13 protein-coding genes and 2 pseudogenes are annotated in these 13,809 nt (G+C 42.1%); 2 read left to right on the forward strand and 13 right to left on the reverse strand.

Annotation, left to right across the window (positions count from 1 at the left end):
* From LIZ08_RS06970 to rlmB, 13 genes and pseudogenes are all read right to left on the reverse strand, one after another.
* A pseudogene (locus LIZ08_RS06970) lies at window positions 1–68 on the reverse strand (cadmium transporter); the annotation flags it as partial.
* A gap of 299 nt (window positions 69–367) precedes the next feature.
* Window positions 368–2,431: a heavy metal translocating P-type ATPase gene (locus tag LIZ08_RS06975; RefSeq protein WP_002893754.1), complete on the reverse strand. Its 2,064-nt coding sequence runs from the start codon at window positions 2,429–2,431 to the stop codon at window positions 368–370.
* Window position 2,432: 1 nt separating this feature from the next.
* Window positions 2,433–2,711, reverse strand: coding sequence for a DUF6110 family protein (locus tag LIZ08_RS06980; protein WP_002893755.1), 279 nt, complete (start codon window positions 2,709–2,711; stop codon window positions 2,433–2,435).
* 180 nt (window positions 2,712–2,891) lie between these two features.
* Window positions 2,892–3,482: pseudogene (locus LIZ08_RS06985) on the reverse strand (transposase); the annotation flags it as partial.
* A gap of 487 nt (window positions 3,483–3,969) precedes the next feature.
* Complete coding sequence (locus LIZ08_RS06990; protein ID WP_227038568.1) at window positions 3,970–5,019, reverse strand: DUF389 domain-containing protein; 1,050 nt, start codon at window positions 5,017–5,019, stop codon at window positions 3,970–3,972.
* A complete protein-coding gene (locus LIZ08_RS06995; RefSeq protein ID WP_001253404.1) occupies window positions 5,016–5,339 on the reverse strand; it encodes a potassium channel family protein in 324 nt (107 codons plus the stop codon). Before LIZ08_RS06995 ends, LIZ08_RS06990 begins: the two co-directional genes overlap by 4 nt.
* Before the next feature lie 13 nt (window positions 5,340–5,352).
* The gene (locus LIZ08_RS07000) at window positions 5,353–5,694 is read right to left on the reverse strand and encodes a hypothetical protein (protein ID WP_000397556.1); all 342 of its coding nucleotides are present in this window, start codon (window positions 5,692–5,694) and stop codon (window positions 5,353–5,355) included.
* Window positions 5,619–5,921 (reverse strand): TMEM175 family protein, encoded by a 303-nt coding sequence (locus LIZ08_RS07005; protein WP_004240734.1) that lies wholly within the window; start codon window positions 5,919–5,921, stop codon window positions 5,619–5,621. The genes LIZ08_RS07000 and LIZ08_RS07005 overlap by 76 nt, the downstream gene beginning before the upstream one ends.
* A gap of 353 nt (window positions 5,922–6,274) precedes the next feature.
* Window positions 6,275–6,667, reverse strand: a complete 393-nt coding sequence (rpsI, locus tag LIZ08_RS07010) for a 30S ribosomal protein S9 (protein ID WP_002893764.1) — start codon at window positions 6,665–6,667, stop codon at window positions 6,275–6,277.
* An 18-nt stretch (window positions 6,668–6,685) separates the two neighbouring features.
* Entirely contained in the window at window positions 6,686–7,132 is a 447-nt protein-coding gene (gene rplM, locus LIZ08_RS07015; protein WP_002876943.1) for a 50S ribosomal protein L13, read from the reverse strand.
* Window positions 7,133–7,284: 152 nt separating this feature from the next.
* The gene (locus LIZ08_RS07020) at window positions 7,285–8,148 is read right to left on the reverse strand and encodes a DegV family protein (protein ID WP_227038569.1); all 864 of its coding nucleotides are present in this window, start codon (window positions 8,146–8,148) and stop codon (window positions 7,285–7,287) included.
* Window positions 8,148–8,660 carry an NYN domain-containing protein gene (locus LIZ08_RS07025; RefSeq protein ID WP_227038570.1) on the reverse strand — a complete coding sequence of 171 codons (513 nt, stop codon included), beginning with the start codon at window positions 8,658–8,660 and terminating at the stop codon, window positions 8,148–8,150. The genes LIZ08_RS07020 and LIZ08_RS07025 overlap by 1 nt, the downstream gene beginning before the upstream one ends.
* Before the next feature lie 19 nt (window positions 8,661–8,679).
* Window positions 8,680–9,408, reverse strand: a complete 729-nt coding sequence (rlmB, locus tag LIZ08_RS07030) for a 23S rRNA (guanosine(2251)-2'-O)-methyltransferase RlmB (protein WP_227038571.1) — start codon at window positions 9,406–9,408, stop codon at window positions 8,680–8,682.
* 96 nt (window positions 9,409–9,504) lie between these two features.
* Between rlmB and LIZ08_RS07035 the strand changes: the two genes are divergently transcribed.
* Together LIZ08_RS07035 and LIZ08_RS07040 are read left to right on the forward strand one after the other, a co-directional pair.
* On the forward strand, window positions 9,505–10,467 hold the full coding sequence (locus tag LIZ08_RS07035) for an aromatic acid exporter family protein (protein WP_227038572.1): 963 nt from the start codon (window positions 9,505–9,507) through the stop codon (window positions 10,465–10,467).
* Window positions 10,468–10,581: 114 nt separating this feature from the next.
* Entirely contained in the window at window positions 10,582–13,800 is a 3,219-nt protein-coding gene (locus LIZ08_RS07040; RefSeq protein WP_227038573.1) for an LPXTG-anchored zinc carboxypeptidase, read from the forward strand.
* Window positions 13,801–13,809 lie beyond the last annotated feature (9 nt).

Below are 13,809 nucleotides of genomic sequence, written 5' to 3' on the forward strand. Positions count from 1 at the left end.
AGGATAATAAGTAAGTCTACGGCTGTCCCAGAATACAGGATTATTGAAGTAACAATATTTTGAATCATAAAACACCTCATTCAAATATATTTTTGAATGTATTCTAACATTAACCTTTGTAGATGTCAACTTAAAATCCACCAATTAATAATTGCATGTCAATATTTGTATTGTGAAACTAGTTTCAGAAATATATAGTCTTAAAGTATGTCCACTGCCAATGGTTTTTTCAATATTTAAAAGGAGAGAACCAATTTGGTCCTCTCCAGGGTATAATTTTCCACCAACCCACTACAGTTGACAAAGAGCCGTTATTCTCAAATGAGACAACTCCTTTTAGTTTTTATAACCTCAGCTTCTCGGTCTCTTACCTACTTTTAATAGAAAGACTACGAAGGACGATTCTTAAAGTAGTCAGATTGTGCAATATCGAAAGATTAGATGGGCTTAACCAATTTAACAACCCAAATCCAATTAAACTTCCATTTATTACAACTGTTTCTTGAATATTTCTTTGAATTAATTTCTGCAACGATTCAGATAAAGAATTCAATTCCTCGAAGAAATCTAAACGATTATCTAATAATAAAATATCACTCATCTGCTTAGAAATATCAGCACTTTCATTCATCACAACCCCAATATCTGCAAGCGTCAAGGCAGCAGAGTCGTTTAACCCGTCTCCAACCATCAAAATAGTTCGGCCAGCTTTCTGTAATTCCTGAACCAACTGAAACTTACCATCTGGTTTTAAATCAGTATAAACGTTGTCAAATGGCAGATCTTTAACCAACTCTTCTGTTCTAGCCAACGTATCACCAGTTGCCAGAATCAGTTTTTTCCCTTGGCGCTTTAGCTTTTTCAATGCAACTTTCGCCTCGCTTCTCAAGGGAGTGTGGATACAAAACATCCCAATTAATTCTTTCTTATAAGCCAAAAACAATAAATTGTAATGAGTCTTATATTGCTCAATCAAGGCCAGCTGCTCAGAACTAATTCTTACCTGTTCGTCTTGCATTAGTACATAATTTCCAATGACAACCGATTGACCATCAATTTGCGATTTAATCCCTTTGCTTGCAACATACTGAAGCTTGCCATGCATTTCTTCGTGTTCAATGCCTTCAATTTCAGCTTGTTTAACAATTGCATTGGCAATAGGATGATAGATATGTTCCTCCAAACATGCACTTATTCTTAAAATATCTTTCTCAGTATAATCTCCGAAAGGAAGAACCTTTTCAACCAAAGGATAACTCGTCGTGATGGTACCCGTTTTATCAAACAAGAAAGTATCCACTTCCAGATATTTTTCTAATACATCACCATCTTTAATAACCATTTCTCGATTTAGACCTTCCTTTATGGCCGTAAGGTAGGCTACAGGTGTGGATATTTTTAGAGCACATGAAAAATCCACCAATAAAAAGGAAATGGCTTTTGAAAACGAACCTGTTAACAGATAAGTCAAACCAGCACCTAAGAAGTTATATTTTACAACCTTGTCTGCCATCCTAATAAAATGACGTTGTTTTGTCTTCTTACTCTCTTCAGATTTTTTCATCAGATTGATGAGTTGCAAAATACGACTGTTTATCTGATTATCAGTCACACGAATTCTTAACTCTCCTGTTTCCAAAACAGTATTCGCACATACAGAATCTCCCTCTTTCTTTTCAACAGGGAAGCTCTCTCCAGTCAAGGAACTCTCATTGACCATGCCTAATCCTGAAACCACTTGGCCGTCAAACAAGATTTCATTACCTTGGGAGACAACTAATACATCACCTACTTGAACATCAGAACTCTTGATGCTGATGACCATGTCTCCCCGCACTAAGAAAACATCACTTTCTTTAGCAAGAAGGCTTTGTTCCAAATCTGTTGCTGTTTTTTTTAAAGACCACTGATCCAGATGATTACCCAAATCAAGCATAAACATGATGTTGCTAGCTGTCTTGGATTGGTTCATAAACAAGGACAACAAAATGGCCGAACAGTCCAAGACCTCCATGGTTAGTTCCTTGCGCGCTAAAGTTTGATAGGCTTCTTTGACATAACCCAAAGCCTGATAACAAGTCCAAATATAACGAATAGGGTAGGGTACAAAACTTCGAAACAGCAAACGCTTAATCGCTGCACCCGATACAATTGAATAAGCACTCTCTTCTCTACGAATGGGAAGAGTCATCAAGTCCGAAACTTTCCCCTTGTCAATTTTTTTTAAAAAGGCCTCTGCATTTTCTAATACAGAGAAGCCTTCTTTCATACGTAGAGTAAAGTGCTGCTGATCCATATAAAACTGAATAGAGTCGATCCCTTTTTCATCTTTAGCCAAGGAACGAAGATAATCTTGAATATCCAAGGTCAGTGAAAACGAGGACGATAATCGGATATGTTGATATCCTCTGTGTAGCACTTTAAAAGACATATTATTCACCTGTCAGGCTATCTAATTGTTCTTCTTTCTTTTCCTGTTCGTATAAATATTTAGCGTCTTGTAAAACATCATCACCGTGTTGTTTTACAACAGAAACAGATGCATCCAGTCCATCTTTCAATTTGTAAGCTTTAGCCAAGGCCTTAGAATAGCCTTTCTTAGCTTCTTTACTTGCTAAGACTTTCAAGCCAAGCGTCCCAAATGCTACCCCTCCTAAGAAGAGAGATGATTTTTTCGCAACTTTTGCGACGTTTAATACTTCTTTTAACATGTTTATTTCCTCCTTGTAACTATTGTAGCGAAAAATGACAGCAAAAGCAATTGCTGATATCTGATATATAGATAAAATTCTCTATACTGATATTTAATTATATTATGATGAAAACAATATACTTTATTTTTTGATACTGTAAATAATTATGTGTAAACACTTAAGTAGAGTTACGGAGTGTTAATTAAATAAGCTTTCAAGTGTATCAGAACATTGACCAAACCCTTTATGGATTCGTTGACTTTGCTTGAAATTATAATCTTCAAACAACGTAACTAAGTAACGTTCCAGAGCCTCCTCATTAGGAAAAAGAACCTTCTTTTTCGTTTGATGTTTGATTTCTTTGTTAAGAGACTCAATGAGGTTTGTCGAATACATGCTGTGCCAAATCTGGTAGGGAAACTGATAAAAAGTTAAAAGATTATCCGTCTTCTCCAGACTTTCCATGACTTTCCTATACTTTGGTTTCCATTCGGCGAGAAAGTCCTCTAAAGCTTGTCCTGCCATTTCTAAATTTTCAGCACGATAAATCATTATAAATTGCCCCAGAATAACCGCTCTATCTGCTCGTTTCACTTTACTAGCTAGATTTCGACTAATATGAATTAAGCAACATTGTTGTTTAGCTAATGGGTGAGCCTGACTGATAATCTGCTCAAGCCCCTTAAAGCCATCTGTAACTACAAGAGAAATCTGTTGGATTCCTTGGTTTTGAAGCTTGTCTAACAGGGTGGACCAAGAAGCATTGTTTTCTTGAGGCAACTGTGCATAGCATATCTCTATGCGACTAAAGTCGCTAGAGCTATCCTAATTGCGCACCGCCAGTTCTCATAGAAAAAAACACCTTGCAAGATGCAAAGTGTTTTCGTTTGTATTCTGCTGTCCAGTAACGAATTAACGTTTACTAAATTGTGATGCTTTACGGGCCTTTTTCAAGCCTGGTTTGGAAAGTATGAATTTCAGTTGGACTAAAAACAGCGTAATATCAAGACTTTTCTCCGCTTTTATAAAAGCGTTTTTCCAATCAAATTCAACTAATTTTATCTAAATGGTGTGGATTTTACCCCCAAAATTACAGAGAATGGAGCTGATAAACACTAAACGTTCACACCATTAGTTAAATGATTTTTTTCATCATTTTTCTTAGATGATAGAACTTCTAATTTATTTCTTATTCAAGCAAAAACAACCTGCTATAAGTAAGAAAGAGGAAGATACAAGAAAAACACGGCGTAAAAACCGATTCAGTTCATTGTCCTCAATCCTTGTCTGCTTCATTTTCTTTTACGAGATCGTTTTGTGAATCTTTTTCAGAGAGTTTTTGATCAATATACTTGTCAATGTTTTCATAAAATTCCTTGGTCGCTTCACTATCTAATGTTGGCGAGTTCTGAACTTGATTCACTTTCATTTGAACAGATTGAATACCGTAAGAGGCTTGTTTTTGGCGAATGGTTTCTAATTCTTCTTCTGAAATCGGACCTCCAACAACCGTCAAGACTAATTCATTGCTACTTGACTTGTAGACTTGATTAATGACCGTATGATTGGCGAACTCATTTTCTACAAACTGTTTGATCCCTTCTTTTCGAGCTTGATCCATCGTCAGAGTGACTGCTGAATAGCTGGCTGGAAGGACCAACAATACAATCAAGGATATCAACCCAATTCTCATTTTAATGCTTAGCTCTTTAAATGAAGTTAAAGGAGATTTTCTCATCAAAATTCTTGTTCCAACAATGTTGGCTAGCATGATAAAGACACAGTTGATCAAGAAAAGATAGAGAGCCCCCAATAAAAATCGTACATTCCCATTAGCTAAACCATAGCCAGCAGTACAGATAGGCGGCATCAGAGCTGTAGCAATGGCTACTCCTGGCACGATATTGTTTGCTTCTTTTTTCCTTGAACCGATCACACCAGCAATCCCACCAGCAATAGCAATGAGGACATCCCAAATGGTTGGAGAGGTTCGTGCAATCAACTCGCTACTTGCATAAGACAAGGGAGAAATCCAGAAATACAGAGTCGAGACAAGCAAACTGACCAACACTTGAGTCAATAAAACCTCTAGAGATTGCTTGATTAAACGCGTATCAAAAATAGCTAAACCGAATCCCAGTCCAACAATCGGTGTCATGAGAGGTGAAATCAACATGGCTCCTATAATGACAGCTGTTGAATTCATATTTAGTCCGATAGAGGCAATAAAAATTGCACACATCAAAATCGCTGTATCTCTCAATCGAACATGAAGGTCATCGTATAATTTCTCACGGTATTCCCGTGTTGAATAATTGGCAGTCATTTGTCCTCTCCTCTTTCCTTATTTAAATCGGTATAATAATTAATAATAACAGCTGATAAACAGCCAAAAAATATGAGCCCATAAATCGTCAAGAAGACACTGGTAATCCTTCCAATCAAGGTCACAGCTAGGAGATCCCCGTAGCCGACAGTCGTCGAAGTCACAAAAGCATACCAAAGACCGTCTCCGTAATTTGTGATAGCAGGTTCAACTAGGAAAAGCACGCCTCCTGACCCAAAAACAAAGGTCACAAAACTCAGAGCAAACCGAGTAAAACCCGTAACCTGTATAATATGCCATAACATTTTTAAACGTCTCATTTGTTCTCCTTATTCATACTAGCTCCTGACCGAGCCGTTTTTTCCAATAATCAAAGTGAAGATAGGACATGATCTCCATCAGAGAAAGATAGACAAACTGATAGATCTGATTTAAGCTGATTATCAACTGATATTGTTTGAAAAATGACTGGAAGAAAGACCAGATATGACTGTCTTGAATCAGTCCCTTCTTAACATCAGACAGGATATTAGCTAAAGCTCCCAAGGACTGAAACGGTAAATCCTTGACATTTATATAGATCCGGTCCACCACATCATTCAGACTGGTATCTTGGATGGCATGAAATTCTCCAAAGAGAACTCCTGCCGCTCCAAGAGTAGAAACAAATTCCACCAAATAATTTCTGAGGAAATTTTCTCAACCTTTTCCCATAATGTGTTTAGTGCCATCCATAACGATCCCAACCAGAAAAAGGAAAGAAAACAAGCAAAGAAATTTTGCCGTAAATCCCAAAAAGCTTCAAGACTTGGTGTTGTTGGTTTTTCTAACTCTAAAATCAAGATGGTCATAATAATTGCTAGAACAGCATCTGTCAATACAATTAATCTGTCTTTCTTCATCGGATTGCATCCCCTTTCTTTTTTGTAACATTCTATCTTATCGCATAATATTGGATATTCTTTCATAATCCGACTACAAACAAAAATAAACCAAAAAGTCTGTCCCTATTATGCTATATTTAACTCTAGAAGTATTCATCCATCTAATTAATAAATATATCATATTTCACAATAAATGAATACTATCAAAGATTCATCCCCTTTCACTTCATCATTTAGTGTTGCTTAGATTTATCAAAAACAACCAAATTTGTATTAATTTCAAGTATCACCTAGTTACAAAAATTTGGGGTGAACAGAAAAAGCATCCCGTATTTTTGATACGAAATGCTTTCAATAAGTTTAAATAAGTTTTAACGTTTACTAAATTGTGATGCTTTACGAGCTTTTTTCAAGCCTGGTTTCTTACGTTCAACTTTACGTGAGTCACGTGTAAGAAGTCCTGCGCGTTTCAATGAATCGCGGAAGTCTGGGTCTACTTGAAGAAGGGCACGAGCGATACCGTGACGGATAGCTCCTGCTTGACCAGCGTATCCACCACCTACAACGTTAACGAAAACGTCGTATGAACCTGCAGTTGAAGTAACTGCGAATGGTTGGTTGATTACAAGACGAAGGTCAGCGTGTGGGATGTACTCTTCAACATCTTTTTTGTTAACAGTGATTTTACCAGTTCCTGGAACAAGGCGAACGCGTGCAACAGCGTTTTTACGACGTCCAGTACCTGCATATTGTGCTTGTGACATACTTTATTGTTCCTTTCCTTAGATAAGTCCTGAAATATCAAGAACTTCTGGTTGTTGTGCAGCGTGAGTGTGCTCAGCTCCAACGAATACTTTCAATTTCATACCTTGAGCGCGGCCAAGAGTATTGTGTGGAAGCATACCTTTAACTGATTTCTCGATCAAACGTACTGCATTTTTAGAACGAAGTTCACCAGCAGAGATTGATTTCAATCCACCTGGGTGGTTTGAGTGAGTGTAGTAGATCTTATCAGTTGCTTTTTTACCAGTCAATTTAACTTTTTCAGCATTGATAACGATTACGAAGTCACCTGTATCAGTGTGAGGTGTGAATGTTGGTTTGTTTTTTCCGCGAAGCACGCTAGCAACAACTGCTGAAAGGCGTCCAAGAGGTACATCAGTTGCGTCAACAACGTACCATTTGCGTTCTACTTGGCCTGGTTTAGCCATGAATGTAGTTTTGTTCATGATTTCTCCTATATGAATGTCGTTTTTGTTTACAGGGCGGATGTTCCGGTCCGCAAGTTATTTGAAAGGTTCCGGGGCCTTACAAATGGGGTAAACAATACCGCCTACTATTGTATCAAAATTCTAAGATAAAAGTCAACCGATTTGGAAAATTATTTGCGATTTTCTTTTCCAATGACAAATCCGATCAAGGAATTCGGGCCGACGTGGGCTGAAATAACCGGTCCAAGAGGCATCACGAGAACTTCATCGATGCCTTCAAGCGCAAGCATTTCTTGCTTCAGTGCTTCGGCTCCTTCTAGATCGTTGGTATAAGATACCAAGGCTGTGCTTTCACCGATATCTGCTTTGATCAGCTCCAGTAATTCCCGGACAGCCTTTTTGCGTCCCCGAACCTTGCTAATAGGGACTAATTTCCCTTCCGCATCTATCCAGAGAATGGGTTTGATGCTGGCCAAACTTCCCATGATCGCAGCACTCTTAGAAAGACGTCCGCCACGCATGAGGTGGTAGAGATCATCGACGAGGAAATAGGTCCGCAGTTTTGGAGCTAGAGCCATGATTTCTTCTTTGGCTTCTGCTAATGAACGACCTGCATCACGCGCAGCTACTGCCCGCATAACCAGGTAGCCCTCTCCAATCCCAGCCGCCTTCGGATCGACAATCTCAATCACAGCTTCCGGGTAGTCTTCTAAAACCAGGTCTCGTGCCATGACTGCACTCTGGTAAGTTCCTGATAAGACCGATGAAAAGGCTACATAAAGCAGGTCTTTCCCTTCTTTGGCAAATTGTTCAAAGGTTTCCTGAAATTGGCCCACATTGACCTGACTGGTTGTCGGTTTGGCCCCATTTTTCATGGCTTCTAAAAGCTCAGGGCTGGTCAATTGATCTTGGCCTACTGTCTGGTATACTGTTCCCTCTAACTCGATGGTCAAACCGAGAATGGTGACCTGATGTTCCTTGGCCCAGTTTTGGTCCAAATCTGCGGTCGAATCGGTTAAAATAGCAAATGTCATTACTTGTCTCCCATCATTTCTTGTAATTGTCGCAATACTTCGTGATCGAGCGGTCGCATGGGTGGTTTTTGATCGTTGACCACTTGTTGCGCTTGATTAAGGTTTCCTTTGACGACTGCGACCCGTTTTTCTAACTCTCTAGCGGATACCCGAAGGGCCCCTTGAGCAAAGACGGTCCATTGCTCATTTAAGTCACTGGTCGCTACCGATACTTGGTGGAGGGGTGTGTTGAGCTCTGCCGCCAAGCGCTCGATATAGTCATCTGCCGTCTCATCCTCACCGGTAAAGACCACCTGAACATTGAACTCCTCATAGGTCTGCCGCACTCCTGGCATATACTGGGCATCAAAGACACAGATGACTTCGATCCCTTCAAAGCTAGCATAGTGGCTCAGTTTTTGCAGGAGGATGTTGCGCGCCGCATCGAGCTCACTTTTTTGAAAGAGCTGGCGGGTCTCCTGCCAGAAGGCAATCATATTGTAGCCGTCAACCAATAAGATTTTTCGTTTCATATCATTGCCTTTCTACGATTTATAGTCGGTTGCGAAAGACCTCATACATGAGGATGGCTGCTGCCACACTGGCATTGAGGCTTTGAACATGGCCATTCATAGGAATGGTGATCATCTCATCGACTTGCTTTTTGATATTGGTTGAGATCCCTTTTCCTTCATTACCAATGATCAAAGCCAACTTACCAGCCGTATTCCACTGATGAGATGGCGTGCCGTTCATGTCGGTTCCAAAGATCCAGAAGCCCTCTTCCTTCAACTTGTCTAGGGTTTGGCTGAGATTGGTCACACGTGCAATGGGAATGTGTTCCACTGCTCCGGTAGAAGTTTTCGACACCACCGGGGTTACCCCGACTGCCCGGTGCTTAGGAATGATGACCCCTGAGACATTGGTCGCATCAGCTGTCCGCAAGATGGATCCAAGATTGTGCGGATCGGTCAAGCCATCGAGAATCAACAAAAGCGGGTTCTCTTCTTGGGCTGTCTGTTTCAGAATCGCTGCCAAGTCTGTGTAAGCAAAGGCTGCCACACGAAGAACGAAGCCTTGGTGAACAGCTCCTTCTGTCATTTCCTGCAGGGTTTTCTTTGGCGTCCAAGAAATCGACACCTTCTTTTCAGCTGCTAAAGCCTTGATTTTGTCGACATTTTTTCCTCGGAGATCTTCTTGAATATATAATTTATTGCCTGTATTGGCTTGTAAAGCCTCGGTGACTGCATGGACACCGTATACGATATCGTTATTTTCCATAGAACTAGTATACCACAAGAAAGGAGGATGAGGCCAATTCATGATATAATGAAATGAAATCTATCTCAGCGAAACCAACAAAATAGAAAGGAAGCCATGCCTCTTTTTCAACGAACCATCAAGCTCACCTTGGCCACCTGTTTAGCAGCTGCCCTTGCTTATGCTCTGGGCTTGACCTATGCCATCTCAGCTGGCGTCATTGCCATCTTGAGCATCTCTGATACGCGTCGCAGTACGATCAAGCAAGCCTACCAGCGCTTTATGTCGACCTTGCTGGCCCTTGTGATCGGAAGTATCGCTTTTTCCTTTTTTGGATTCAACCTTTGGGCACTGGGAGTCTTTATCGCTCTCTATGTTCCATGCGCCTTTCTAATGGGTTGGCAGATTGGCATCACCCCTAGTACGGTCCTCGTCACCCATCTCTTGATTGAGCAGTCTACTTCCTGGGGGCTCTTGCTCAATGAACTTGCCCTCTTTTTAATCGGGACCAGCTTTGCCCTGCTGGCCAATCTCTATATGCCTTCTAATCAGGCTGCGATTGATCACTACCATGATGTTGTCGAAGACCAACTGAAAAAGATCCTTGGTCGTTTTGCGGAATTACTTGGTAAAGGGGATGGTCGCAACGATGCCCGCTTGATCAAGGAATTGGATGGTATCCTAAAGGACGCTTTAAATCTCGTCTATCTGGATCATTCCAACCACCTTTTTCATCAAACCAACTACCACATTCACTACTTCGAAATGCGCAAGCGCCAAAACGATATCCTGCGGGATATGGCAGAAAACGTCAACCGTTGTCAGTTAGCGGCGAGTGAAAGTATGATCCTGGCTCAACTTTTCAAGAAGACTGCGCAACAGTTAAGTCAGGAAAACCCTGCTCAGGAGCTCCTCAACGATATCGCTCAGTATTTGGCGATCTTCCGCGAACGGCCCTTGCCCAAGACCCGGGAAGAATTCGAAACACGCGCCACCTTGCTCCAATTGTTAAGAGATTTAGAAACCTTCATTCAGGTCAAGGTTGATTTTTACCAACAATTTCATCAGGAGACAGAATAGACAGAGAAGCCCTTGCTAAATGCAAAGGCTTCTTTATTGCGGGATCTATTGAAAACGCTTTCCTAAAATGGTATACTAGAACAGGAAAATAACTTTTTAAGGAGGGTCTTCTATATGAAGTCTTCATATAAGAAACATTTGTACACTACGACACTCAGCCTCTCAGCTGCTGTCTTGCTTTCCGTTATCGGACATGGCCAAGTATCAGCCGATAGCTTAGAAGCACCTCAAACAGAACCAAGTACGGTCCTTGAAGCGGCACCCGCTACTGAGCAAGCTGTTACAGCTGAGACTGCCAGTCCTGCTACAGCTGAAAAAGGAGACACCGCAGCCCCCGCCACTTCTGCAGAAGCAGCAGCGACCTCAGAAGCAACTTCTGCTACACCAACTGCTCCAACATCCAATCGTGCTGCAACGACCGCTGACCAAGCGACACGATTGGCTGATAGCACCATTTATCTCTCTGAAAAGAGCACGATTGATGACAAAGTCCAAGAAAAAGCTCAAGCTGCTGGCAAGATCAACTGGACCTTGGACAACAAGCCTCTCTCTGAATGGAAAACCTGGGATATGGAGACTGGAACCCTGAGCAAGGATCCATTCCTTACTATCACAGAGACTGCAAACGGCAATGATTTGGATCTCCATATGGAAGTAAAAGATCTCTTTGGTGAAGATCTTAGCCTTCGGAGCCCAAATAATATCCGCCGGACTTACCGCAACTACATCGGCAATCATGAGCTGGTCGGAACCAATGCAGACTTGGGTGTGACCATCAATAAAACTCTTGTTTTTCGACCTTACCAAGACTACCATACACATGAAGAGATGCTAGCTGCTATCGAAAAATCCAAGGAAGAAGCGAAACCCGATCGTTTGGTGCAGTTAGAAACCCTTGGTAAGAGCGCCCAAGGCCGGGACATGAAGATGGGAATTGTGAGCAAGGACCAAGCCAGCATCGATCACTACCTGTCTAGCACCAATCCTACAGCTTTGACCAAACCAAGCGAGATGTTGGCAGCTCTGAAGGACAAGACCTTGGATTACAAACTGCCTGTCTTAGTCCACAACACCCACGCGGATGAGCAGCCAGGGATCGACATCATCACAGGCCTCTTCAATACCTTTGCGACCAAGGAAAAGGTGAGCTTTAACACCACAGATGAATCCGGAAATGCTAAGACAGTCACGCTAGACATCCCAACTCTCCTAAACAAATTTATCTTCTTGTTTGACTTCACGGAAAACCCTGATGGGGACGCTCTCAACCTGCGTGCTTTGGCCAATGGACTGGATCCCAACCGCGATGCCAGCTACCAAACCAACCCTGAAGTGCGTACCGTCATCCAAATGATCAACAAGTGGAATCCAATTGCTCTCTATGATATCCATGGATTTGTCAAAGAATTCTTGATTGAGCCTGCAACACCTCCACATGATCCGAACTTTGAATACGACCTCATGTCCAACCTCATGCTAGAAAATGCCCACCATATGGGCAGCGCAGGGGTTGCCAATTCCAAATACGACAGCTACATCATTCCAAAACTGGATTGGGGAGATGGCTGGGATGATTCCTTCTCTGGTTATACAGGTGTCTATGCTGTCTATCACGGCATCTTGGGCCACACCATTGAAATACCAGAATCCAACCAGGAATCTTATTATGCTGGTCGTAATGCTGTCCTCGGCGGCATTGACTTCCTCAACCAAGAGCCAGACAAACTCCTTGAGATGCGGCTCAACTTCTACCTACGTGGTCTCAACAAGATTGAAGATCCAAAAGCAGAAAATGAATTAGTAGGTCCAACTGGTGAAGTTGTCGGTCGTGTGAAGAATGGTCGTCCGAAATTCTTCCCTGACTATTATGTCATCCCAATGAGCCTCGACAAGGACAATGACGCCCAAGAAGCCTTCAATATGATCGACTACTTCAAACGCAATGGTGTTCTCGTCAAAGAACTCAAAGAAGATACAGGCAACTACAAAAAAGGGGACTTAGTCATTGATATGGCCCAAGCCAAACGTGGCTATGCCAACCACATTCTCTACAAGGGCTCCAACGAATCTGCCTGGGCTGCGATGTACGCGGAACTTCTCGTCAACTTCCCTGATATGAGAGGGTTCAAAGCAGAACCAGTCTTCAAGGACGGGCTCTTTACAGGCAAACTAGGGGAGGTCACAACTACCCGTGCCACTCGAACCTCAGAAATCGATCCAAAAGCTCCTTACTATGTGATCGCAAATACCTCAGCCAGTGCCGTTAAAGCTGTTAACCAGGCCATTGCGCAAGGAAAATCTGTCTACCTGACAGATGATGGCTACATCGTTGACCGCGATACCTTTGCTTCGCTCCTGCCAAACTATGCCATCTATGGTGATGCCCTCTACAAGGTACCAAGCGGGCCAACCTTGAAACCGATGAAGGTCTACTCTCCAAACTACCACTATAATTGGGCTGGAGTCGATGCGCCTGCTCATACTAGTCTAGTCCTTGAAAAATTAGGCTTCCAAATTGTCAATACTCCAGAAGAAGCGGATGTTGTTATTTTGGAAAGCAATCGTTTTGATGCTTCCATCTTTGGCAAGAAACCGACCCTTGTCATCGGTGGGGAAGCCATGCAAAAACTGGAAAAATTGGGAGTTCTTGCAGGATTTGACGCTGAAAAACTAAAAGGCGGTAGTGACTACGAAGGCTTGATGAAAGCCATCATTGATGATCAGGATCCATTGACCAGCGGTTACAAGAAGAATACCCTCTTCTACTCCAACTCCGGAAACTGGATTGAAAAGGTTCCAGAGCATTTCAAAACCTTGATGAGCATCGCTTCAAGCGACTACTACATTGCTGGCTGGTGGCCAAAAAATGAAGTCCTAGCCAATAAGGTCATGGCCATCTCTGGAGAACTTCTGGGCCAACCACTCTTTGTCTATGCTGGAAATCCAAGCAACCGTCAGCACCCCGTGCACTTCTTCCGCTGGGTAACCAATGCGATCTTTGGCAGCAAGTTGGCTAGCTTGATGGATTACGTCCCAGCTAAAGAACCAGATCAAGTGGTGGTTCCAATTCATAACCAAACAACCACTCCACAGCCAATCTTGACCAAGAAAGATACTCCTAAAGTTCTCCTTCCACAAAAAGAAACCGCAGCTGAAGCTGAAAAAAGCGCGCAAACCTTGAGCTACCAAGTGGGACAAAGCTTCCAAGAAAGTCCAGCCAAGGCACAATTGCCACAAACTGGAGAAGACACAACTGCGCACTTCATTCTTTCAGGCTTCTTGTTAGCCGTTAGCGGAGGCTTCCTCCTCTTGAAAAAGAAAGAAGTTGAGTAAGTTCCAGGT

Source organism: Streptococcus sp. 210928-DFI.4.42, from assembly GCF_020554365.1.
Taxonomy (GTDB): domain Bacteria; phylum Bacillota; class Bacilli; order Lactobacillales; family Streptococcaceae; genus Streptococcus; species Streptococcus parasanguinis_S.